Raw genomic sequence first — 23,090 nt, forward strand, 5'->3', positions numbered from 1 at the left:
CCACTGGGCTCTCCTTCCCCTCCCTCACTCCGTCAGGAGGACCATGTCCGCCCTGCCTTGGTACGAAGACGTCTCCCCCGGCCGCGGCACGCTGCCGCCCCGCGCCTGGTACGCCGCTTCCGACGCCGCCACCCTGTCCCTGAACGGTTCCTGGGGCTTCCGCCTCTCCCCCACCGCCGGCACCGAGGACGACTCCTTCGCCGCCCCCGGCTTCGACGCGAGCGCCTGGGGCGCGATCACGGTCCCGGGCCACTGGGTGCTCCAGGGCAAGGAGCGGGAGTACGGCGGACCCGCCTACACCAACGTCCAGTACCCCTTCCCCGTCGACCCGCCCCGCGTCCCCACCGAGAACCCGACCGGAGACCATCTGCGCCGCTTCGACCTGCCCGACGCCTGGCCGGCGGACGGCGGGACCGTCCTCCGCTTCGACGGGGTCGAGTCCTGCGCCCGGGTCTGGCTCAACGGCACGGAGCTCGGCGAGTTCAAGGGTTCGCGCCTGGCCCACGAGTTTGCCGTGGGACACCTCCTGAAGGCACGGGACAACGTCCTCGCGCTCCGCGTCCACCAGTGGTCCTCCGGCTCCTATCTGGAGGACCAGGACCAGTGGTGGCTGCCGGGCGTCTTCCGTGACGTCACCCTGCTGCACCGGCCGGAGGGCGCCCCCGGCGACTTCTTCACACACGCCTCGTACGACCACACCACCGGCGCGGGCACCCTGCGCGTCGCGTGCGACGTGCCCGGCCGGGTCACCGTGCCCGAGCTCGGACTCGACCTCGCCACCGGGGAGTCGGCGACGCTGCCGGTCGAGCCGTGGAGCGCCGAGACGCCCCGGCTGTACGAGGGCGAGCTGGCGGCCGGCGGCGAGCGGATCCCGCTGCGGATCGGCTTCCGGACCGTCGCCGTCGAGAACGGGGTGATGACGGTGAACGGCCGCCGGATCCTCTTCCGCGGGGTGAACCGGCACGAGTTCCACCCGGAGCACGGCCGGACCCTGGACCTCGCGACCATGCGCGAGGACGTGGAGCTGATGAAGCGGCACAACATCAACGCCGTCCGCACCTCCCACTACCCGCCGCACCCGGCCTTCCTCGACCTCTGCGACACGTACGGGCTGTGGGTGATCGACGAGGGCGACCTGGAGACCCACGGATTCGAGGACCTCGCCTGGCGGGGCAACCCGGTCGACGACGAGCGCTGGACCCCGGCCCTGCTGGACCGGGCGGCCCGGCTCGTCGAGCGGGACAAGAACCACCCCTCGGTGGTCATCTGGTCGCTCGGCAACGAATGCGGCACCGGCGCCGGCCTCACCGCCATGGCCCGGTGGATCCGCGACCGCGACCCCTCCCGGCTCGTCCACTACGAGGGCGACCGCTCCTGCGCGGACACCGACGTCTACTCGCGGATGTACCCGCCGCACGCCGAGGTCGACGCGATCGGCCGCCGGGCCGACGAGGGCCCGGAGGCCAGGCGCCGACTCCCCTTCATCCTCTGCGAGTACGCGCACGCCATGGGCAACGGACCCGGCGGACTCTCCGAGTACCAGCGGCTGTTCGAGACGTACGAGCGCTGCCAGGGCGGCTTCGTCTGGGAGTGGATCGACCACGGCCTCGTCCACCCGGTGTACGGCCACGGCTACGGCGGCGACTTCGGAGAAGAGGTGCACGACGGGAACTTCGTCTGCGACGGGCTGCTCTTCCCCGACCGGACGCCGTCGCCGGGGCTCCTGGAGTACAAGAAGGTGATCGAGCCGGTCGGGATCGCGCCCGACGCTCCGGGCTCGGTCCTGGTGACCAACGGCCACGACGTCGCCGATCTCACGCATCTCGCCTTCACCTGGTCCTTCCTGGCCGACGGCGAGACCCTCGCCACCGGTCCGCTCGACGTCCCGCCGCTCGCCGCCAAAGAGAGCGCGCGGGTGACGCTGCCGACCGCGCCCGCGCATCCGGCGGGAGCGGAAACCCTGTGGACCGTACGGGCGTTGCTCGCGCACGACGCGGCCTGGGCGCCCGCCGGGCACGAGGTGGCCTGGGGCCAGATCCCGGCATCCGCCCCGACCCCCGCGCCTCGCGGGGCGACCGGCGCGCGGCCCGTCCGCACGGCCGGCCGGATCACCCTCGGCCCCGCGGTCTTCGACGCCCGCACCGGCGAACCCCTCACCCTCGGCTCCCTCCCCGTCACCGGTCTGCGCCTCGACGTCTGGCGGGCACCGACGGACAACGACGAGGGCGCGCCCTGGCAGCCCGACGAGCGCCACGGACCGCTCTGGCGCGATCTCGGCCTGCACCGGATGCGCCACCGCATCGACGAAGTCGCCCTGGACGACGACTCCTTGACCGTGCGGACGCGGGTGGCGCCCGCCGCCCGGGACATCGGCCTGCGCACGACGTACCGCTGGACCTCGGACGGCACCGCGCTGCGGCTCGGCGTCGAGGCCGTCCCCGAGGGCGAGTGGCGGGTCCCGCTCCCCCGGCTCGGCGTCCGGCTCGGCCTGCCGGCCGCCCTGGACCGGGCCGTCTGGTACGGCGCCGGGCCCGGCGAGGCGTACCCCGACACCCGGGCCGCCGCTCGGCTCGGCCGCTGGGAGGCCGCGGTGGACGCCCTCCGGACCCCGTACCTGCGACCGCAGGAGAACGGGGCCCGGATCGACACCCGATGGCTGGAGCTGACCTCCGTGAGCGGGAGGGAGGGCGTACGGGTGGAAGGCCAGCCGGCCTTCTCGTTCACGGCCCGCCCCTGGACCACCGAGCAGCTGGACGCCGCCGCCCACCGCACCGATCTGGTGCCGGGCGACACGCTCTGGCTGCACCTGGACCACGCCCAGCACGGCATCGGTTCCCAGTCCTGCGGACCGGGTGTCCTGCCCGCGCACCGGCTGGACGCGGCCCCGGCCGCGTTCGCCCTGACGTTCACGCCGGTGGACGTCGTCTAGTGGATGTCGTCTGGTGAACGTCGTCTAACGGAGCAGCCGGTCCGGGACGATGTCCCGGGCCCGCAGCTCCTCGGCGACGAGGGCCGCGTACTCCGTGGCCCCGCGCACCGAGGTGTGGGTGTTGTCCCGCTTCTCGGTCGTCAGGTAGAGCGCCTTGGAGGCCTCGGGCCCCAGCTGTTCGACCCGCGCCTTCGTGAGGGCGGTGAGGTCAATCAGCGGGGTGCCGAGGGCGGCCGCGAGGGCGCGGATCTCGGCCGGGTGGTCCACGCCGAGGCCGTTGACGAGCAGGGCGGTGCCGTTGTCCAGGGTGCCGTCGGTGTTGAACCAGCGGCGGACGATCGGGGTGACGAGGACGGGTTCGCCGCCCCGGGCCCGGACCCGCTCGACGAGGCTCGTCAGGTTGGCACGGTAGGTGGCCGCGTCCGTCTGCTTGTCGTTGTGGGCGAGCTGGATCAGGACGGGATCTCCGGGACGGAGCGCGGCCTCGACCGTGTCGAAGAGCGCCGGGTTCGCCAGGAAGGTGACGGTGCTCTCGCCGGAGTCGGCGTGGTTGGCGACCGCGATCCCGCGCGTGAGGTGGGCGGGGAGCTGCTGTCCCCAGCCGGTGTACGGGTCGCCCGGCTGGTCGCAGACGGTCGAGTCCCCGACGAGGAAGAGCCGGCGGGCTGCCGGGGCGGGGGTCACCCGAAGCCCGGTGACGCGGGGCGCGGAGCCGCCGAGGACCAGGTCGAGGCCGGGGCTGCCGGTCGGTCCCGTGGGCTCGCCCTCCGGGTCGCGGACGTCCACGGTGAACGAGCGCCGGACGGTCTCCCCAGCCCCGGTGGCGGTCTCGGCGAGCAGGGCGCGCCTGGTCTCGCCGGTGACGGCGGTGGAGCCGGCCTCGTCCCCGCCGAGGGTGACGGTGACGTGGTACATGCCGGGGGCGACGTCGAAGTGGCAGGCGAGGCCGCCGGCGGTGGCGGCGCAGTGGTCGAGGCCCTGGCCGTACGGGCCGTCGGCGTGGGCGGCGGGGGCCGCGGCGAGCGACCCGAGGAGGGTCGCGGCGGCGGCGAGAAGCGCGGTCCTTCGCATGGTCCTGTTCCTCTCGTTCCTCTCGGTTCTCACGTCGGTGCTCACGCGGGGAGGTGGTCGCCGACCAGGGCGAGGTTCTGGATGGCGGCCAGGCCGTACAGGGCGGTCGTGTTGGTGCTGATCCACAGGTGCTCGTAGCCGGGTTCGAGGGCGGCGGCGCCCTGGACGGGGGTCTTGTCCCAGACCATGGCCGCCGTGTAGCCGTCGCTCTTGTCGAACCTGGCCCAGGCGCGCTGGGCGAGCGCCGTGTCGTTCAACTGGGCTGCGGCGTAGGCGTCCTGGCGCGAGTGGCCCTGGAAGAGGAGGAGGGTGCCGAAGTTCTTGCCGTAGCGGGCGGCCTGTTCGGTCTTGGAGGCGTTGAAGTAGCGGCAGTAGTCGAGCCAGGCCGCCTTGAACTGCGGCATGTCGACGAGGTCGATGAGTTCGGCGCACATCTCGACCAGACCGAACATGGCCGAGAGGTGGGAGACGCCGACGACGGGTTCGGTGGCGACGGCGAAGCGGCCGGTGTCGAGGTCGTAGAGGCCGGTGCCCTGGACGAAGCCGTTCGGCTGGGCGGCGATGGTCTCCATGGTGGAGCGCAGCCGGGCCTCGGCCTTCGCCGCCTTGGGGCCGCCGCGCTCCCACTCGGTGAGCCAGGCGGCGGCGAGGCCGCTCCAGTCGGTGCCGAAGCCGATGGAGAGGGCGTGACGGTCCGGCGTGTACGGCTCGGTGCGGATCTTGCGGATGGGGTCGAGGACGAGGAAGGTCTCGTCGGAGTCGACCAGGTCGTGCATGAGGTCGCCGACGCGTTCGTCGGCGGTGAGGAAGTAGTAGGGACGCCGGTAGACGGCGGTGGAGATGCGCTGCTGCTTGGCGCTGTCGGCGAAGTGCTGGACGCCGTGGCGGGTGCCGAGTCCGGCCCAGGTGCCGAGGTGGTAGACGTCGACCTCGCCGGTGTGGCGGGTCATGGCCTCGGCGAAGCGGAAGACGTCGGAGCGGCCGGAGCGCAGGTAGGCGTACCAGAGCCACAGGTCGGGCGAGAGCTCGGAATTGTCCCAGGCGTAGCCGCCGACGTCGTACCGCCACTGGTGCCGGTCCTCGTCGTAGGTGTGCATGATGTCGCCGTAGTCCCAGAAGCCGTACCAACGGCGCTGTTCCACCTGGTCCTTGTAGTAGGTGAAGAGGTAGTCGAGGTGGTCCTCGATCTTCGCCTTCGCGGGGGTGGACCGGTCGACGGGCGAGAAGAGTCCGCCGAACACCCGGGCGCGGACGAGGTCTTCGGGGCCGACGGCGAGCTGCGGCGGGGTGCGGACGGCGGCGGCCTGGGCGACGAGCGTGTCGGCTGTCGGGGTGGCGGCGTTGGCCCAGAACATCAGCTCGCTGGTGCGGGCGATGCCGTAGGGGGTGCCGAAGCCGGGCTCGTGGTCCTCGTAGGTGATGTTGAGGCCTTCGAGCTGCTCGGGGAACGTGTCCTGGCCCATGCCGTCGTGGTAGAAGCGCAGGTCCATGGGCTGGGCCTCGGGCGACCACAGCCAGAGGGTGACCTCGGCCTCGTCGCCGGCGGCTCCCCGGATGTCGAGCTGGGCGGGGTGCTTCTGCCAGAAGTCCCGCAGCCCGAAGGAGAGTCCGCCGCTCACACCGCCGACGTAGCCGAAGCCGCTCGCGCGGCGGCCGCCGCCGGCCGGGATCCAGCCGTGACCGGGCTTGGTGCGCTTGCGCAGGGCGAAGCCGTCGGCGGAGAGCTGGGCGAGGGTGTAGTCGCCCCAGGTGGGGACGTACTGCATGCGGGTGGTGACCCGCTGGTCCCAGGTGGCGGGGTCGGGCAGCTTCTCGCCCTTGACCTGGGCGGTGCGGACGGCCGCGCCGGGGTCGCGGCGCAGACCGGTGATGCCCTGGACGGCCTCGGTGAGGAAGCCCGCGCCCTCGCCGGCGATCCGGACGTGCCGGTCGTAGGGGGCGTCGCGCATCGGGACGGTGAAGCGGACGCCGAGGCCGCGGATGAAGTCCTTGGCCTGGTCGCCGTCGTAGGTGATGGTGTGGACCATGCGGAAGGACTCGGAGCCCGCGTAGAAGTAGAGGCGTACGGAGAACGGCAGCCAACTTCGGCTGCCCTTGCGGTGCTTGCCGTCGATGCGGACCACGGCCCGGACGGGGCCGCGCTGTTCGACGGTGACATCGGAGATCTCTCCGTCGAACCGCTCCCATTTGGCGTTGCCCTGGTCTCCGTCGTCGAGGTCGCTCTGCCGGAGCAGGACGAGCCGGCCGTCGGTGGCGATCTTCACTCCGCCGCGGGTGACGGACTCGACGAGCTTCCCGCCGTCCTTCCGGATCACGGCCTGGACGGTGCCGGTGTCGACGGTGATCCGGCGGCCGGTCTCGGTGACGGAGACGGCCGTCGCGGCGGTGGCGGGGGCCCCGGGGGCGAGGGTGAAGCGCTCGGCTCCGGCGGCCTCGGGTCCGACGGCGTGCGCGGTCCACTTGAGGGAGCCGTCGGGCCAGCGGGCGGTGGTCCAGGTCTGTACGGGGACGTTGGCGCCGTCGGCGGTGGTCAGCGCGAAGGCCTGGTCGCCGGGGTGGACGCCCTGGGGCCAGGCGGCGCCGAAGGTCGAGCCCGCGGCGGCCCCGAGCCCACCGGGCTCCAGCCAGGTGACGGTGGAGGGCCGGTCGGCCGCCGGGGTCTCGGCGGGCGCGGCGGCCTGGGCGTCCCCACGCCCGAGGACCCAGCTGAACTGTGCGGCGGCACCGGCGACGGCGGCGGCCTTGAGGAGGGAGCGGCGAGGTATCGCGGACATCGGAATCCCTTCATGCGCATGAGGAAGAGCGCTGTCGCGGCGGAGCGCGCGGACAGCGGGGAGGAAGAGAAGAAGAAGACGGGGGCACGTGCCCCGGCGAGTACCCGCTCGCCGGAGCCGTGGCCCGGCGGTTACGCGGCCGCCGGAGCCGATGCGACTACGCGGTCGCCGCAGCCGTGGCCCTGCGCTCGACCGCCAGCGCGGCGGCGACCATGATGCCGAGCGCGGGCACGGCGAGGGGGGCCGAGAACCAGGCCGAGGCCGCGATCACGGCGAAGCCGCAGACGACGAGCAGGGAACCGGCCGGGTCCCGCAGGGTCCGGCGGCCCGCCGGGGCGAGGAGCTCGCGCCAGCGGGCGCCCGGGTGCCAGACCGCGCACGCCCGCAGCAGGGCGACGGCGAGCCCGAGGGCCACGAGGACGCCGGCGGCGCCGACGAGCCGGGCGCCGGGCAGCACCCCCGCCCGTACGACGGCGAGGTCCGCCCACAGCAGGGCGAGGGTCACCCAGACGGCGACGCCCACGAGCCAGCCCCGGCGGACGGCGGCGCGCAGGTCGGCGGCGAAGAACCGCAGACCGGCCTCCTCGTCGCCCGTCCAGCGCCGCAGGTGGGCCGCGCCCGCCGCGAGCGCCGCCGGCAGGGTGACCAGCGGGAGCGCGGCGACGGCGATCCACACCCCCACGAGGAGGCACTCCGCGAAGATCCCGAAGCGGGCCAGGAAGCGTGCTCTCATCTCGCCTGCCCCCCTCAGCCCTTGAGGCCCGAGGTGGCCATGCCGTCGATGAGGTACCGCTGGAAGGCGAGGAAGAAGGCGACCACCGGAAGCAGTGCCACGAGCGACATCGCGATCATCCCGCCGTAGTTGGCGACGCCGTCCTGGTCGACGAACATCTTCAGGCCCAGCGAGACCGTGTACTTCTCGGGTTCGTTGAGGTAGATCAGCGGACCCATGAAGTCGTTCCACGCGTTGATGAACGTGAAGATCGCGCTGGTGATGAGGGCCGGCCGGCAGAGCGGCAGCACGATCGACCAGTACGTCCGCAGGTGCCCGCAGCCGTCGAGGCGGGCGGCCTCGTCGAGTTCCTTCGGCAGCCCGCGCATGAACTGGAGCATGAGGAAGACGAAGAAGGCGTCCGTGGCCAGGTACTTGCCGAGCAGCAACGGCGTGTAGGTGTTGATCAGTTCGAGCTTCTGGAAGAGCACGTACTGCGGGATGAGCAGCACGTGGTACGGCAGGAGCAGCGTGCCGATCATCAGGGTGAAGAGCAGTCCGCGCCCGGCGAAACCGATCTTGGCGAAGGCGTACGCGGAGAGCGAGCTGGAGATCAGCACGCCCACCACCGAACCGACGGCCAGGAAGAGGGAGTTGCCGAAGAAGGTGGAGATGGGGATGTCGGCGATGCCGTCGGCGAGCCGCCGGTAGTTGTCGATGACGGGGTCGGCGGGGAAGAGCGTCAGGCTGCCGACGATCTCGTCGTTCGGCTTGAACGAGCCGCCGATCACCCACACCACGGGGTAGAGGATGACCGCGAGCACGGCCAGCGCCCCGAGGTGCCAGGCGACGGAGCCGCCTCTGCCGGTGCGTGCGAGGCTCATCGGGCCCTTGCCGGTGCGTGCGAGGCTCATCGGGCCCCCTCCTCGTAGTGCACCCAGCGCCGCTGGGACCAGAACAGCACCGCCGTGACCAGGCCGACGGCGAGCAGCAGCATCCAGGCCATCGCCGAGGCGAGACCCATCCGGCTGTTCTCGAAGCCCTGGATGTAGAGGTAGCAGGTGTAGACGAGCGTGCCGTCGGCCGGCCCGCAGGCGTTGCCCTGGCTGCCGATGATGTAGGCGGAGCCGAAGATCTGGAAGGAGTGGATGGTCTCCAGGAGCACGTTGAAGAAGAGGACCGGGGAGATCATCGGCAGGGTGATGTGCCAGAACCGCCGCCAGGGGCTCGCGCCGTCGACCTGGGCCGCCTCGTACAACTCCCGTGGTACCTGCTTGAGTCCGGCCAGGAAGATGACCATCGGGGCGCCGAACTGCCAGACGGTCAGGGCGACCAGGGCGTAGATGATGCGGTCGGGGTCGCCGATCCAGCCACCGGCGTCCATGCCGAAGACCTGCTGCGCGCGGTCGACGGCGGCGCCGTCGGAGAAGATCGCGCGCCAGACGATGGCGATGGCGACACTGGCCCCGATGAGCGAGGGCGCGTAGAACGCGGCCCGGTAGAAGCCCTGCCCGCGCCGGCTCTGGTTGAGCAGCAGGGCGACGCCGAGCGCGGCGGCGAGTTTCAGCGGGGTGCCGATCACCACGTACCAGCCGGTGATCTCGACCGAGGTGCGCCAGCGGGGGTCGCCGAACATCTCGGTGAAGTTGTCGAGGCCGATCCACCGGGGGGCGTCGAAGAGGTTGTAGTCGGTGAAGGCGAAGTAGAGGGAGGCCACCATGGGCCCCGCGGTGAGCAGGAGGAAGCCCGCGATCCAGGGGGACATGAAGAGGTAGCCCGCGAGGTTCTCGCGGCGGGCCCGGCGGGGGCGGGCGGCGCGGCCCGCCGCCCGGGGCGGGCGCCCGCCGCCGGACGGGGAGTCCGCGGGTGCGGGCCCCTCGTCCGGGCGGGTCGCCCGCGCGGGGTGCGGCGCGGGAGTCGGTGCGGAGGTCACGGCGGCGTCCATCAGGAGGAGAGCGCCGTCTTCGCCTCGGTGAAGTACTGCTTCACCGCGTCCCCGACCGGCCGCTCGCCCAGGGACATCTCCTCGGCGAGCCGCATGAAGGCGGCCTCGCAGACGTCGGCGCCGGCCGGGTGCGGGGTGATCGGCTCCAGGACGCGGGACTCGACGAGCTGCTTCTCGTAGGCGGCGATCTGCTTGCCGACCTCGTCGGTCGGCACGTACGCCTGGTACTGGGCTTCGGTGGCCGGGACGCCCCGGTCGTATCCCATGATCTTCCCGACCTCGGGGTCGTGGACCATGAAGTCGATGAACTGGGCGGCCTCCTTGGGGTGCTTGGTGCGCTTGGAGGCGCTGAGCATGAGGGAACCGAGGTACTGACCGGTCTTGCGACCGTCGGTGGTGGGGATGGGGGCGAGGCCGTACCGGCTCTTGCCCTCGGAGGTGTAGCGGACGGCGAAGTTGTCCCAGGTGAACTCGCAGCCGGCGAGTTCGGCGGTGACCGCCGACTTGGGCTTGGCCGGGATGGTCTTCTTCGGATCGGCGTAGACGCCGGACTTCACCCGCTCGAACGCCTTGGTCCACCAGTCCGTCAGGTCCGCCTCGGTGAAGCCGAGGCCGGAGGTGGTGAAGAACGCCTTGCCGTGCTGGCGCAGGTAGAGGTCGTACAGGTACATGATCCCGTACGGTCCCGCGTCGCCGGCCCTGCCCTGAGTCTCCTGGATCCGGGCGAGGGCCGCGTGGTACTCGTCCCAGGTCCAGCCCGGCTTCGGGGTGACCCCGGCCTTGGTGAAGACGGCCTGGTCGACGACGAGGGCCATCGAGTTGCTGCCGACGGGGACGCCGAGGAGCTTGCCGTCGACCTCGCCGAACTTCTCCAGGCCGGCGCGGAAGCCGTCGAGGCGGAGGTTCCCCGCCCCGGCCTGCTCGCGCAGGTCGAGGAGGACGTTCTTCGCGTCGTACTTGCGCAGGAAGCCGATGGCGTTCTGGAAGACGTCCGGTGCGTTGCCGCCCGAGGCCTGGGTGTTGAACTTCTTCCAGAAGTCGGCGTAGGGCTGGAAGTCGGTCTTGATCTTGATCTTCGGGAACTTCTTCTCGAAGAGCGCGATCGACTGGTTGATCCGCTTGGCCCGGTCTTCCGAGCCCCACCAGCTGTACCGAATGGTGACCGTGCCGTCTCCGGAGCCCGAGCCGGAACCGCAGCCCGCCGCGGTCAGGCCGAGAGCCGCAAGAGAGCCGCCGGCGACCTTCAGCATGCTCCGACGGTCAACAGTGCCTTGAGTACGCACAGTTCGTCCTCCGCGCGTTAATGGAACGTTTCAGGAAAGCGCTTGCTGGGCCAAAGTAGGGTCGTCCGCCAGCCACGTCAACGCTTCGGACCGGATCTTTCGAAGCGCTTCGAAGGACGTGACAGGTGGACCCCTGTGAAAGGATTCAATATCGGGCCGGTCAGACAGGCCGGTCAGGCCAGCCTGATGACGTTCCAGGACATCGGCTCCAGGACCGCCCGCAACAGCCCGCCGTCGAGCGTCGAGCCGCCCACCGTCGAACCCTCCACCGGGTGCGGCACGACCCGCTCCGGCTCGTCGAGTGTGTTGCGGGCCTCCGGATCCGCGTCGGCGAGCGCGCTGTGCTCGACGACCCGGTCGAGACCGAGGCCGCGCAGGGTCACCTCCAGCGGCAGGGGCGTGTCCCGGTCGCGGTTGACGGCGAAGACGGTCACGGTGCCGTCCTCGGCGCGCACGGCCGTGGCGTGCAGCAGCGGCACCTCCCCGTACCGCGCCGTGGGATACGCGGGCGAGTCGACCCGCACGTCGAGGACCGTGCCGCGGCCGTGCCGGGAGGCCTGGGCGAAGGGGAAGAAGGTGGTCTGCCGCCAGGCGGGGCCGCCCGGCTCGGTCATGATCGGCGCGATCACGTTGACGAGCTGGGCGAGACAGGCCACCGCGACCCGGTCGGCATGGCGCAGCAGCGTGATCACGAGGGTCCCGAAGACGACCGCGTCGGTGACGGTGTAGACGTCCTCCAGGAGGCGTGGGGCCTCCTGCCAGTCCTCCACCGCGTGCGGGTTGGGCCGGCGCTGGTACCAGACGTTCCACTCGTCGAAGGAGAGCGTCAGCTTCTTCGTGGACTTCAGCCGGGCGCCGACGTGGTCGCAGGTCGCGACGACCTCCTCGATGAAGGCGTCCATCTCGACGGCGGAGGCGAGGAAGGAGTCGCGGTCGCCGTCCACCTCCTCGTAGTAGGCGTGCAGCGAGACGTGGTCGACGACCTCGTACGTCTCCGCGAGGACCGTCGCCTCCCAGGCGGCGAAGGTCGGCAGCCCGCGCGCGGAGCTGCCGCAGGCGACGAGTTCGAGGCCGGGGTCGATGCTCCGCAGGGCGCGCGCGGTCTGGGCGGCGAGCCTGCCGTACTCCTCGGCGGTCTTCTGGCCGGTCTGCCAGGTGCCGTCCATCTCGTTGCCCAGGCACCACAGGCGAATGCCGAAGGGGTCCTTGTCGCCGTGGGCGACGCGACGGTCGGAGAGCTCGGTGCCGCCGGGGTGGTTGGCGTACTCGACGAGGTCCATGGCCTCGGTGATGCCGCGGGTGCCGAGGTTGAGCGCCATCATCGGCTCGGCCTCGGGACCGGCCTTCCGCAGGAAGGTCATGAACTCGCTCAGGCCGAAGCGGTTGGTCTCGGTGGACCGCCAGGCGAGGTCGAGCCGGCGCGGCCGCCGCTCGACCGGGCCGACGCCGTCCTCCCAGCGGTAGCCGGAGACGAAGTTGCCGCCGGGATAGCGGATCGCGGTGACGCCCAGCTCGCGGACGAGCTCCAGGACGTCGGTGCGCAGACCGTCCTCGTCGGCGGCCGGGTGGCCGGGCTCGTGGATGCCGGTGTAGACGCAGCGCCCGAGGTGCTCGACGAAGGAGCCGAAGAGGCGGGGGTCGACGGGGGCGACGGTGAAGTCGGGGTCGAGGGTGAAGCGGGCGGTGCGCTCGGGGTCGGGGGTGGGGCGGGCGGTGCGTTCGGGACGTGACACGCGAATCCCTTTCGTTCGAAATATCGACCACTGGTCGTGTGTCCGAACGAGAAGGTAGGATCCGGGCCTTCGGGCGTCAATGGATGGTGGCGGCGGGCCGGGCCGCGGAAACGTGTGAAGCCCGGGCGGGCCCCTTTCGGGGTCCGCCCGGGCTCGTCGTACGCGAAGCCGGCTCCATGCGGGGCGGGCTGTTACTCGAGCAGCTCCGCGTACGAGCCCATGGCCAGGGCGATGTCCGCCTGGGCCCAGAACCGGTGGTAGGTGAAGACGGGGGCGGCGCCGCCCGCCAGATAGGCCTCGATCTTCGGCCAGGCCGGGTCGTCCTGGTAGAAGGTGCGCATCGAGGCGAAGGTGGAGGTGTTGTTCACCGTGTCGCCGTTCGGCATGACGCCGGTCCAGCCGCTCGGTACGAACACGGGGTCGTCGAAGCGGTTGTAGTCGGCGCGGGTCTCCTCGACGGCGATGCCCAGCGGGTCCTGGTGGTGGTCCCACATGCCGTCGAGCAGGGCCTTGGCGACGCGCTTGGCCTCGGCGTGGCCGGACTTGGCCGCGTAGTACGTCAGGGTCTTGGCGTAGGCGGCGGCCACCCCGACGTCGTTCGTGTAGTCGGCGACGGTGACGTGCAGCCCGGAGTTGGCGCCGGGGTTCGCCGCGTTCCAGGTGTCGGGAGCGCCGGACCACTGGAGGGTGGAGGGGATGCGGTAGGTGCCGTCCGGGTTGATCGTGGTCTTGGACAGCGCCCAGGAGACCCACTTGTCGAGGACGGTCTTCGCCCCGGCGTCACCGGTCTGCTGGTAGTACTCGGCAACCCGCTCCATGGACCAGGCCTGGAAGCCGAACCACTGGTTGGACGCGGGGTCGTGGTAGACGGGCTTCTCGTCGTAGAAGAGGCCGTGGAAGGTGGGGGTGCCGGCCGGCGGGGTGGCGTAGCGGCCCTGCCAGCTGTTGGTGGCGCCGCCCGCGATGGCTCCCTCGTCGGACTGGAGCCAGCGGTAGAACTCCAGCTGCCGGTCGAGGCTGGTCGCCCAGTCCGCCGCGCCCGTCGCCGACTTGGGCTTGAGCGGGGCGTACTCGCTGAGCGCGTAGGCGGCGAGCGGATTCTGGTAGCCCCCGTGGGCGTGGCTGGAGCCGATGCGCCAGGACCAGCCGGCCGAGGTGTCGGTGGCGCCGCCCCAGGCGTAGTACCAGGACATCAGGTAGTGGGCGCTGTCCTTGCCGGTGCCGGCCGGGCAGGCGGTCGGGCCGACGCAGTTCCCGGCCTTCTTGAAGTACTTGTCGAACATCGAGTAGCGCAGATAGTCGCCCATCTTGGCGGCCTTGCCGACGGTCGTGGCGACCTGGGTGCCCTTGCCCTGGCCCTTGGCCCAGAGGTCGGCCCAGTAGGCGGCCTGGACGGCGCGGGCGTCGGCGTCGGGGGCGTTGGTGTACTTCCACTGCTTGGCGTAGGAGGCGTCCCCGGTGAAGAGGTCCAGGTAGCCGTTCTTCCCGCCGTAGGTGAAGTTGTCACAGGTGGGGTGGGTGACGGTCTCCCAGACGGACTCCTGCGGGCCGCGCTGGAAGGTGTTGATGTACGAGGGGCCGGTCGCCGTCGGTCCGGCGGAGCACTTCCCGGGCTCGTTGCCGAAGCCGTAGACGTTGTCGACGTCCTGGAGCCAGTGCATGCCGTAGACGTCGTCGGTGCCGTAGACGCTCTTGAGCTCGGCGGCAATCGGGTCGGAGCCCGAGGTGACGCCGGAGTCGAGCCGGGCCGGGTACTGCGAGGGCAGGTCCCACTCGGGGGCGTAGGTGGCCGGCTTCGAGGCGTTGTAGGAGGAGCCGGTGGGCTGGTCGGCGTGGGTGGGGATCATGAATTTCTCCATGGTCTCCCAGGCGCCGTTGAACTTGGTCCAGTCCCCGGTGATCTTCCCGTACATGGCCTGGAGCCAGATGAGGTAGCTGTACGCCTCCGAGGTCGTCTCGTGCCCGTGGTCGGGGGCCTCGACGATCAGGGTCTCGACGGAGTGGTACGGGATGCCCTCGGGCGAGAAGTAGCCGTTGGCCGGGTTGGTGATCTTCCCGTGGAGGTCGAGGAAGCGGGCGTCGTACGTGGAGTCGGCGGCCAGCTGGGCGACGGTGACCTCGGCCTTGGCGTGGCCGGGTGCGGTCGCGGTGAAGACGGCGGAGCCGGTGCCGGTGGCCGCGGCGGCGACGGTCACCTTCTGGGCGGTGTTCCAGTTCGCCGGGGTGAAGGTGAGGGCGGCCGGGGTCGCGGTGAGGTTGGTGTTGCCGGAGGTACGGGCGACGCTCACCGTGACGTTCGCGGTGGGGGCGGTGGAAAGCTTCAGGTCAAAAGTGCCGGTGGCGCCCTGGCGGACCCCGAGCTGGGCCGGGGAGGCGACCAGCGCGGGCCCCGCGGCGACGGTGACGCCGACGGGAGCGGACTCGGCGGAGGCACCGAGGCTGTCGTAGGCCTTGGCGTAGAGGGAGTGGGACCCGGCGGCGAGGCCGGCCGCGCTGAAGGCGAACGGCGCCGTCGTGTCCGTACCGAGGAGGGTGGTGTCGCTGTAGAACTCCACCTTGCCGACGGTGGCGCCGTCGGCGGCGGCGGCCGTGGCGGCGAGCGGCACCGCGTCGCCCTCGGTGAAGACGGCGCCCGCGGTGGGGCTGGTCAGGACGGCGACCGGCGGCTGGTGGGCGCCGGTGCAGGAGGTGCCGTTGACCGCGAAACCGGTCGGGGCGGCGTTGGTCCCGCTGTAGGTGAACTGGGCGCCGGTGGTGGTGGCGGCGCCCGCGGCGAGGGCGCCGTTCCAGGACGCGTTGGTCACCGTGACGTTCTTGCCGGACTGGGACCAGGTGCCGCTCCAGCCGTTGGTGAGCTTCTGGTCACCTGCGTAGGAGTAGGTCAGCGTCCAGCCGTCGAGTGCTTCGGCCGCCCGGTTGGTGAGCGTGAGTTCGGCGGTGAAGCCCGAACCCCAGTCGTTGGTCTTGTAGTCGACGCTGCACTGCACGGCGGCGGCCTGGGCGGTGGAGACGGCGCCGACGGCCATGAGGCCGAGGGGGAGGGAGAAGGCTGCGGCCAGCGCGGTCAGCGGCCGGCGTGGTCGTAGTCGCGTCATACGGGTGGTTCTCCTCGCGGCTCGGGAGGATGGGGGTGCGAAGAGCTGATGAGCGAAGAGCAGAAGAGCCCGTGGGGACAAGCCCTGAACCAGTGGGAGCGCTCCCACTGTGCAGTTGGGCCGCATCGGCGTCAAGGTCTGCGAAGAGTCGAAGGCGGATGACGGGGAAATTTACTCAACCCCTCTTTTGCTTGGCGGCTGTTGACGCTACGGTCTGCCCGACCAGTGGGAGCGAATCCGTCCAGTCGGCACATCGTCAGTGGTGTGCCCTCGCTGTGAGGACTCGCTCATGCGACATCCCCCACGTCTTTCCGCGCTGCTCGCAGGAGCAGCGCTCACGATGGCGAGCACCGCGCTCGCCGTCACGGGTACGGCCTCAGGAGCCGCGGCCGCACCCGTCTGCACCGTGGAGTACTCGGTCGTCGGCCAGTGGGCCGGCGGCTACCAGGGTGCCGTCACCGTCACCAACAACAGCGCCGCGCTGAGCGGTTGGAGCCTCGGCTTCGACTTCCCGGCCGGCCAGGTCGTCAGCCAGGGCTGGGGCGGCAAGTGGTCCCAGTCCGGGGCCTCCGTCACGGTCGTGAACGAGAGCTGGAACGGGGCGCTCGGCACGGGCGCCAAGGTGACGGGCGGCTTCATCGCCTCCTGGACGGGCGCCAACACCGCGCCCACCGCCTTCACGCTCAACGGCACGCCGTGTGACACGGGCGCGCCGCCGACACCGACACCCACGCCGACGGCCACGACGCCGACGCCGACTCCCACCACCCCGACGACACCACCGACGACACCACCGACGACTCCCCCGACCTCACCGCCGCCGACTCCGGTCACCGGCGCGCCCGAACTGGGCGTCACCGGGAACAAGTTCACCGACCAGAACGGCGCCGTCCGCCGCCTCCTCGGCGTCAACCGCTCCGGCGGCGAGTTCATGTGCGTCCAGGGCCACGGCATCTGGGACGGTCCGGTCGACGACGCCTCCGTGAAGGCCATCGCCGACTGGAAGGCCAACACGGTCCGCATCCCCCTCAACGAGGAGTGCTGGCTCGGCCTGGACAACATCAAGCCCGAGTATCGGGGCACGAACTACATCAACGCGGTCAAGGACCTGGTGACCAAGGTCCTCGCCCACGGGATGACCCCGGTCGTCGAACTGCACTGGACGTACGGCCAGTACACGGGCAACTCGGCGGGCTGCTCCGACGTGCACGCCTCCTGCCAGAAGCCGATGCCGGGCGCCCAGTACACCCCGGCGTTCTGGACCTCGGTGGCGAACACCTTCAAGAACGACAAGCGGGTCGTCTTCGACCTGTTCAACGAGCCCTATCCGGACCGGGCGACCTCCACCGCGACCCAGGCATGGTCCTGCTGGCGCGACGGCGGCACCTGCCCCGGCATCGGCTACGAGGTCGCCGGCATGCAGGACCTGCTGGACGCGGTCCGCGCCACGGGGGCGAAGAACCTGGTTCTCGTCCCGGGCATCGCGTACTCCAACGACCTGAGCCAGTGGCTCACGTACAAACCCACGGATCCGGCGGGCAATCTGGCCGCCGCCTGGCACGTCTACAACTTCAACACCTGCGCCGACGAGACGTGCTGGAACAACACCCTCGCCCCGGTAGCCGCCGAGGTTCCTCTCCTCGCGGGCGAGATCGGTGAGAACACCTGCGGACACGCGTTCATCGACCGCGTCATGAAGTGGTTCGACGACCGCGGCCTCTCGTACCTGGGCTGGACCTGGAACACCTGGAACTGCAACTCCGGTCCGGCACTGATCAGTTCGTACGACGGCACCCCCACCGCATTCGGCATCGGGCTGCGCGATCACCTGCGCGCTCTCACCCCCTGACCTCCCATGGCATCCCTGGGACACTCCCCGAAAGGAATCCCCACCCGCATGAGCCGCACCAGAAGCACCAGCCGCACCGCCCTCCTGGCGGCCCTCGGCCTCATCACGGCCACCGGCGCGACCGCCACCGTGCTGAGCACCGCCACCGCCGGCGCCGCCGCCCCCGGCTGCAAGGTCGACTACCAGGTCACCAACCAGTGGAACACCGGCTTCGGCAGCAACGTGACCGTCACCAACACCGGTGATCCGGTGGCCTCCTGGACGCTCGAATGGTCCTACGCCGGCAACCAGCAGGTCACGCAGGGCTGGAACGCCACCATCACCCAGTCCGGCGCCGCCGTCACCGCCAAGAGCCTCTCCTACAACGGGACGCTCGCCACGGGCGGTTCGACCTCCTTCGGCTTCAACGGCTCGTACAGCGGCACGAACGCCGTACCGGCCACCTTCAAGCTCAACGGCGTCGTCTGCAACGGCGCCACCGAGCCGACCACGCCTCCCACCACCCCGCCCACCACTCCCCCGACCACCCCGCCGACCACACCTCCCACCACACCGCCGCCGGCCGGGACCAAGGCCGACAACCCGTACGCCGGCGCCAAGGTGTACGTGAACCCCGAGTGGGCCGCGAAGGCCGCCGCCGAGCCGGGCGGCACCAGGATCTCCGGCCAGCCCACCGGCGTCTGGCTGGACCGGATCGCCGCCATCAACGGGTCGAGCACCTCGATGGGCCTGCGCGCCCACCTCGACAAGGCCCTGGAGCAGAAGGGCTCCGGCGAGCTCGTCGTCCAGCTGGTCGTCTACAACCTGCCCGGCCGCGACTGCGCCGCGCTCGCCTCCAACGGCGAGCTGGGCCCGACGGAGATCGGCCGCTACAAGACCGAGTACATCGACCCGATCGCCGCGATCCTCGCCGACCCGAAGTACGCGGGCCTGCGGATCGTCACCACGGTCGAGATCGACTCGCTGCCCAACCTGGTCACCAACGTCTCCGGGCGCCCGACGGCCACCGCCAACTGCGACGTCATGAAGGCCAACGGCAACTACATCACCGGTGTCGGCTACGCCCTGAACAAGCTGGGCTCGATCGGCAACGTCTACAACTACGTCGACGCCGGCCACCACGGCTGGCTGGGCTGGGACGACAACTTCGGCCCCTCCGCCGAATTGTTCAAGCAGGCCGCCACGGCCGAGGGCTCCACGGTCTCCAAGGTGCACGGCTTCATCGTCAACACCGCCAACTACAGCGCGCTGAAGGAGGACCACTTCACCATCAACGACAGTGTCAACGGCACCTCCGTGCGCCAGTCGAAGTGGGTCGACTGGAACCGCTACACCGACGAGCTGTCCTACGCCCAGGCCATGCGCGCCAAGCTGGTCTCGATCGGCTTCGACAGCAGCCTCGGCATGCTGATCGACACCTCCCGCAACGGCTGGGGCGGCACCGCGCGGCCGACCGGCCCGGGCGCGACGACCAGCGTCGACACGTACGTCAATGGCGGCCGCTACGACCGTCGCATCCACCTCGGCAACTGGTGCAACCAGGCCGGTGCGGGACTCGGCGAGCGGCCCCAGGCGGCGCCCGCCGCGGGCATCGACGCGTACGTCTGGATGAAGCCCCCGGGCGAGTCCGACGGCGCCAGCAAGGAGATCCCGAACAACGAGGGCAAGGGCTTCGACCGGATGTGCGACCCGACGTACACGGGCAACGCCCGTAACGGGAACAGCATGTCGGGCTCGCTGCCGGACGCCCCGATCTCGGGCCAGTGGTTCTCGGCCCAGTTCCAGGAGCTCATGAAGAACGCCCACCCGGCGTTGTAAGCCCCTGGGACCGGAAGCCGGCCGGACGGGCCCGAACACCCCGTCCGGCCTTTCCGCTTCCGCGCGCCGACGGAAGGGCCGTCAGCAGGATCCCCGTACCACCAGCTCCGTGGGCAGGACCCGCTTCGGGGCGTTCTCCGGGCCGCCGGCGATGTCCTGGAGGAGCATGCGGGCCATGGTGCGGCCCATCTCCTCGATGGGCTGCCTGACGCTCGTGAGCGGCGGGTCCATGAGCCGGGCCACCGGGGAGTCGTCGACGCCGACGAGGGCCACGTCCTCCGGGACGCGCCGACCCGCCTCGCGCAGGACGCTCCGCGCACCCGCCGCCATCACGTCGGAGGCGGCGAAGACGGCGTCCAGGTCCGGCCTGCGGTCGAGCAGCAGCCGCATGGCCCGCCGGCCGCCCTCCTCGGTGAAGTCGCCGGCGGTGACGAGGGCCTCGTCCGGGGCGTGGCCGGCCTCGGCGAGCCCGGCGCGGTAGCCGCCGAGCCGGGCGCGGGCCACGTACATGTCGAGCGGCCCGGTGACGGTCGCGATCCGGCTCCGTCCGCTGCCGACGAGGTGGGCGACGGCCGCACGCCCGGCCCCGATGTTGTCGGAGTCGACGTACGGCACGGCCTCGGCCTCCGAGCGCCGCCCGTTCATGACGACCGGGAGCCCGAGCTCGCGAATGCGGTCGGGCAGCGGGTCGTCGCCGTGGACGGAGGCGAGCAGCACGCCGTCGACGCGCTGGGCGGCGAGGTACTGCTCGAAGCGCTGCCGCTCCTGCTCGCTTCGGACGAGGGTGAGCAGCAACTGCTTGTCGGCGTCGGCCAGTTCGGCGCTGACACCACGGATGAGGTCGAGGAAGTAGGGCTCGGCGAAGAGTCGGGCCTCGACCTCGGGGATGACGAGCGCGATCGCGTCGGTGCGGCTGCCGGCGAGGGCGCGGGCGGCCTGGTTGGGTACGTAGCCGAGTTCAGTGACGGCACGGACGACGGCCGTTCTGGCCTGTTCGCTGACCCGGGGAGAGCCGTTGATCACCCGGGAGACCGTTCCCCGGCCGACCCCGGCCCTGGCCGCGACCTGCTCCAGGGTCGGTCTGCCGCTCTGCCGTCCGTTCACAACCGCCGAACTCCCCTCGTAGGACATCGTGCTGCTCACCCACGCCACAAGGGGGATGGGAGCGCTCCCACACTAGTCCACGCATCGCGCTCCACGCCACGAGCATGCGTTCAGGAGATGACGGCCCCACCCCCGCGCGGCCCCGGCGAAACCCCCGGAAAACCTTCCGGTAACGAATCCGCGTTCATGTCTTGACACCCGCACCCGCCAGGCAGCAACCTTCCGGCAACGACGTGGGAGCGCTCCCATCCGGGGCGCACACAGCCTGTACCAGGTCCTGGCGGGCAGCCGCCGAGCCGCGATCAGCCGGCCGGACCTCCTGGCGCACAACGAGCACCACCTTGGACGAGGAGAGTGGAATGCGCACTTCCAGCAGCAGACGCGGACGCCGGGCGGCGATCGCGGCGGTCGCCGTCGTCGTGACCGGTACGACCCTGCTCACCGGTTGCGGCAGCGACAGCGACGACGGCAGCGGCGGCGACGCCCAGGGCGGCGGCAAGATCACGCTGCGGGTCGGGACCTTCGGTTCCTTCGGCTACGACGACAAGACCGGCGCCAAGCTCTACGCCGAGTACGAGAAGTCCCACCCGAACATCAAGATCGAGGAGACGAACGTCTCCGACGGCCAGAAGTACTGGGACACGCTGAAGCTGCGCCTCGCACAGAACAACGGCCTCGCCGACGTCCAGGCCGTCGAGGTCGGCTACATCGCCGAGGCGACCGGCGAGACCATGGCGGACAAGTGGGTCGACCTGAGCAAGGAGGGTGGCGCGGACATCGGCGCCTTCCTGGACTGGAAGGTCAAGCAGGCGACGACGGCGAGCGGCAGCGTCATCGGTCTCGGCACCGACATCGGCCCCATGGCCATCTGCTACAACAAGGAGCTCTTCGCCAAGGCCAAGCTGCCGACCGAGCGCGATGCCGTCGCCAAGCTGTGGGCCGGCGACTGGGCGAAGTTCATCGAGACCGGGAACACGTACAAGAAGAGCGCGCCCGCCGGCACCGCCTTCCACGACTCGGCGAGCGGCCTCTTCAACGCCGTGATCTCCAGCGACCCCGTCCAGTACGCCGACGCGAGCGGCAAGCTGGACTGGGAGAACAGCCCCGGTGTGAAGAAGGCCTGGGAGACCGCCGTCGCGGCGAGCAAGGGCGGACTCACCGCCAAGCTGCGCCAGTTCGACGAGAAGGGCACCTGGAACGCCGCCTTCAAGAACTCCAAGTTCGCCACGGTCGCCTGCCCGAGCTGGATGACCGGCATCATCAAGGACCAGGCGGGCCCCGCCAACCAGGGCAAGTGGGACATCGCCGCGCCGCCGGTCGCCGGCAACTGGGGCGGCGCCTTCCTCGCCGTGCCGAAGTCCGGCAAGCACACCAAGGAGGCGGCCGAGCTCGCCGCCTGGCTGACGGCCCCGGAGCAGCACGCCAAGGTCTTCGCGGTCAACGGCAACATCCCCTCGTCCAAGGACACGCTCACCTCGTCGGCCGTCCAGGACGCGAAGCTTCCGTACTTCGGCGACACCCCGGTCGGCAAGATCTTCTCCTCCGCCGCCGCCGGGATCACGCCCGCCGTCATCAGCCGCTGGGACGGCCAGGTGAAGACCTTCCTCACCGACAACGGCATCCTCGACATCGAGCAGCGCGGCACCGACCCGGCCAAGGCCTGGGAGAACGTCAAGAAGCTGGTCGACGACAAGATCGACCAGTAGCGGGGGCCGCGTGCCGGTCCGCACCACCGCACGCATCGACCCTGGAAGGACGCCCCCGTGGCCACCTCCGTTCGGGCGAAGCCGGACGGCTCGCAGCCGCCCGCCGCACCGCCCTCCTCCCCCGGCCCGCGCGGCCGCCGCCGCTCCTCCTCTTCCGGCGGCCGGCGCAGCACGCTCTACCGCTGGGACATCAAGGCGATCCCGTACGTCTTCATCGCCCCCTTCTTCCTCACCTTCGCCGCCTTCGGCCTCTTCCCGCTGATCTACACGGGCTGGCTCTCGCTCAACCGGGTCGAGCTCGGCGGTGACCCGCAGTGGAAGGGCCTGGAGAACTACACCGACCTGGCGACCAGCGAGTTCTTCTGGAACGCGCTCGCCAACACCTTCACCATCGGGGTCATCTCGACGGTCCCCCAGCTGCTCATGGCCCTGGGCCTGGCGCACCTGCTCAACTACAAGCTCCGCGGCCGCGGCTTCTTCCGGATCGCGATCCTCGCCCCGTACGCCACGTCGATCGCGGCGGCGACGCTGGTCTTCGCCCAGCTGTTCAACACCGACTACGGGATGATCAACTCCGTCCTCGACTGGTTCGGTGTCGGACCCGTCCAGTGGGAGTCGTCCAAGTGGCCGGCGCAGATCGCCATCTCGGTGATCGTCACCTGGCGCTGGACCGGCTACAACGCCCTGATCTACCTGGCCGCCATGCAGGCCGTGCCCCAGGACCTGTACGAGGCCGCCTCCCTCGACGGGGCGTCGCGCTGGCGGCAGTTCATCAGCGTCACCATCCCGTCGATCCGGCCGACGATCCTCTTCACCGTCGTCGTCTCCACCATCGGCGCCACCCAGCTCTTCGGCGAGCCGATGCTCTACGGCGGCAGCGTCGGCATCAGCGGCGGCAGCGGCAACCAGTTCCAGACGCTGAGCCTGCTGATGTACGAGAAGGGGTGGGTGAACAACGCGCTGGGCCAGGCCTCCGCCATCGCCTGGATCATGCTGCTGCTCCTTCTGCTCGTCGGCGGCGTCCAGGCGCTCGTCTCCCGTCACAACCGCAAGAAGCTGGGAGGCTGACCC

At 70.9% G+C, this 23,090-nt stretch carries 14 protein-coding genes; 5 read left to right on the top strand and 9 right to left on the bottom strand.

The window, feature by feature from the left end; all coding sequences use genetic code 11:
• Positions 1-43: 43 nt before the first annotated feature.
• Positions 44-2,929, top strand: coding sequence for a glycoside hydrolase family 2 TIM barrel-domain containing protein (locus OG357_RS04925; RefSeq protein ID WP_329619956.1), 2,886 nt, complete (start codon positions 44-46; stop codon positions 2,927-2,929).
• A 24-nt stretch (positions 2,930-2,953) separates the two neighbouring features.
• On the opposite strand, the gene OG357_RS04930 is transcribed toward OG357_RS04925, so the two are convergent.
• The 8 genes from OG357_RS04930 to OG357_RS04965 all read right to left on the bottom strand — a co-directional run bounded on the left by OG357_RS04930 (position 2,954) and on the right by OG357_RS04965 (position 15,542).
• A complete protein-coding gene (locus OG357_RS04930) occupies positions 2,954-4,000 on the bottom strand; it encodes a rhamnogalacturonan acetylesterase (RefSeq protein WP_329619957.1) in 1,047 nt (348 codons plus the stop codon).
• 41 nt (positions 4,001-4,041) lie between these two features.
• Entirely contained in the window at positions 4,042-6,774 is a 2,733-nt protein-coding gene (locus OG357_RS04935; protein ID WP_329619958.1) for an exo-rhamnogalacturonan lyase family protein, read from the bottom strand.
• A 157-nt stretch (positions 6,775-6,931) separates the two neighbouring features.
• Positions 6,932-7,507, bottom strand: a complete 576-nt coding sequence (locus OG357_RS04940; protein ID WP_329619959.1) for a hypothetical protein — start codon at positions 7,505-7,507, stop codon at positions 6,932-6,934.
• Positions 7,508-7,521: 14 nt separating this feature from the next.
• On the bottom strand, positions 7,522-8,400 hold the full coding sequence (locus tag OG357_RS04945; RefSeq protein ID WP_329619960.1) for a carbohydrate ABC transporter permease: 879 nt from the start codon (positions 8,398-8,400) through the stop codon (positions 7,522-7,524).
• Positions 8,397-9,431 (bottom strand): carbohydrate ABC transporter permease, encoded by a 1,035-nt coding sequence (locus OG357_RS04950; protein WP_443066625.1) that lies wholly within the window; start codon positions 9,429-9,431, stop codon positions 8,397-8,399. Before OG357_RS04950 ends, OG357_RS04945 begins: the two co-directional genes overlap by 4 nt.
• Positions 9,431-10,681 carry an ABC transporter substrate-binding protein gene (locus tag OG357_RS04955; protein ID WP_329619962.1) on the bottom strand — a complete coding sequence of 417 codons (1,251 nt, stop codon included), beginning with the start codon at positions 10,679-10,681 and terminating at the stop codon, positions 9,431-9,433. Before OG357_RS04955 ends, OG357_RS04950 begins: the two co-directional genes overlap by 1 nt.
• Before the next feature lie 206 nt (positions 10,682-10,887).
• Positions 10,888-12,447 carry an arabinosylfuranosidase ArfA gene (gene arfA / locus OG357_RS04960; RefSeq protein WP_329619963.1) on the bottom strand — a complete coding sequence of 520 codons (1,560 nt, stop codon included), beginning with the start codon at positions 12,445-12,447 and terminating at the stop codon, positions 10,888-10,890.
• A gap of 191 nt (positions 12,448-12,638) precedes the next feature.
• On the bottom strand, positions 12,639-15,542 hold the full coding sequence (locus OG357_RS04965; RefSeq protein WP_329619964.1) for a glycoside hydrolase family 48 protein: 2,904 nt from the start codon (positions 15,540-15,542) through the stop codon (positions 12,639-12,641).
• Positions 15,543-15,831: 289 nt separating this feature from the next.
• Between OG357_RS04965 and OG357_RS04970 the strand changes: the two genes are divergently transcribed.
• Positions 15,832-17,391 carry a cellulase family glycosylhydrolase gene (locus OG357_RS04970; RefSeq protein ID WP_329619965.1) on the top strand — a complete coding sequence of 520 codons (1,560 nt, stop codon included), beginning with the start codon at positions 15,832-15,834 and terminating at the stop codon, positions 17,389-17,391.
• Between the two features lie 48 nt (positions 17,392-17,439).
• Positions 17,440-19,209 carry a glycoside hydrolase family 6 protein gene (locus OG357_RS04975; protein ID WP_329619966.1) on the top strand — a complete coding sequence of 590 codons (1,770 nt, stop codon included), beginning with the start codon at positions 17,440-17,442 and terminating at the stop codon, positions 19,207-19,209.
• Between the two features lie 81 nt (positions 19,210-19,290).
• Here the strand turns inward: OG357_RS04975 and OG357_RS04980 are convergent, their stop codons facing one another.
• Complete coding sequence (locus OG357_RS04980; RefSeq protein ID WP_329625488.1) at positions 19,291-20,340, bottom strand: LacI family DNA-binding transcriptional regulator; 1,050 nt, start codon at positions 20,338-20,340, stop codon at positions 19,291-19,293.
• Between the two features lie 332 nt (positions 20,341-20,672).
• On the opposite strand from OG357_RS04980, the gene OG357_RS04985 reads away from it, so the two are divergent.
• On the top strand, positions 20,673-22,019 hold the full coding sequence (locus tag OG357_RS04985; RefSeq protein WP_329619967.1) for an ABC transporter substrate-binding protein: 1,347 nt from the start codon (positions 20,673-20,675) through the stop codon (positions 22,017-22,019).
• A gap of 57 nt (positions 22,020-22,076) precedes the next feature.
• Entirely contained in the window at positions 22,077-23,087 is a 1,011-nt protein-coding gene (locus OG357_RS04990; RefSeq protein WP_329619968.1) for a carbohydrate ABC transporter permease, read from the top strand.
• Positions 23,088-23,090: the final 3 nt, after the last annotated feature.

Source organism: Streptomyces sp. NBC_01255 (assembly GCF_036226445.1).
Classification (GTDB): domain Bacteria; phylum Actinomycetota; class Actinomycetes; order Streptomycetales; family Streptomycetaceae; genus Streptomyces.

Bases quoted from the DNA above. Each gene is read 5' to 3' on its own strand.
- OG357_RS04925 (WP_329619956.1), top strand. From the start codon at position 44: ATGTCCGCCCTGCCTTGGTACGAAGACGTCTCCCCCGGCCGCGGCACG.
- OG357_RS04930 (WP_329619957.1), bottom strand. From the start codon at position 4,000: ATGCGAAGGACCGCGCTTCTCGCCGCCGCCGCGACCCTCCTCGGGTCG.
- OG357_RS04935 (WP_329619958.1), bottom strand. From the start codon at position 6,774: ATGTCCGCGATACCTCGCCGCTCCCTCCTCAAGGCCGCCGCCGTCGCC.
- OG357_RS04940 (WP_329619959.1), bottom strand. From the start codon at position 7,507: ATGAGAGCACGCTTCCTGGCCCGCTTCGGGATCTTCGCGGAGTGCCTC.
- OG357_RS04945 (WP_329619960.1), bottom strand. From the start codon at position 8,400: ATGAGCCTCGCACGCACCGGCAAGGGCCCGATGAGCCTCGCACGCACC.
- OG357_RS04950 (WP_443066625.1), bottom strand. From the start codon at position 9,431: ATGGACGCCGCCGTGACCTCCGCACCGACTCCCGCGCCGCACCCCGCG.
- OG357_RS04955 (WP_329619962.1), bottom strand. From the start codon at position 10,681: ATGCTGAAGGTCGCCGGCGGCTCTCTTGCGGCTCTCGGCCTGACCGCG.
- OG357_RS04965 (WP_329619964.1), bottom strand. From the start codon at position 15,542: ATGACGCGACTACGACCACGCCGGCCGCTGACCGCGCTGGCCGCAGCC.
- OG357_RS04970 (WP_329619965.1), top strand. From the start codon at position 15,832: ATGCGACATCCCCCACGTCTTTCCGCGCTGCTCGCAGGAGCAGCGCTC.
- OG357_RS04975 (WP_329619966.1), top strand. From the start codon at position 17,440: ATGAGCCGCACCAGAAGCACCAGCCGCACCGCCCTCCTGGCGGCCCTC.
- OG357_RS04980 (WP_329625488.1), bottom strand. From the start codon at position 20,340: ATGTCCTACGAGGGGAGTTCGGCGGTTGTGAACGGACGGCAGAGCGGC.
- OG357_RS04985 (WP_329619967.1), top strand. From the start codon at position 20,673: ATGCGCACTTCCAGCAGCAGACGCGGACGCCGGGCGGCGATCGCGGCG.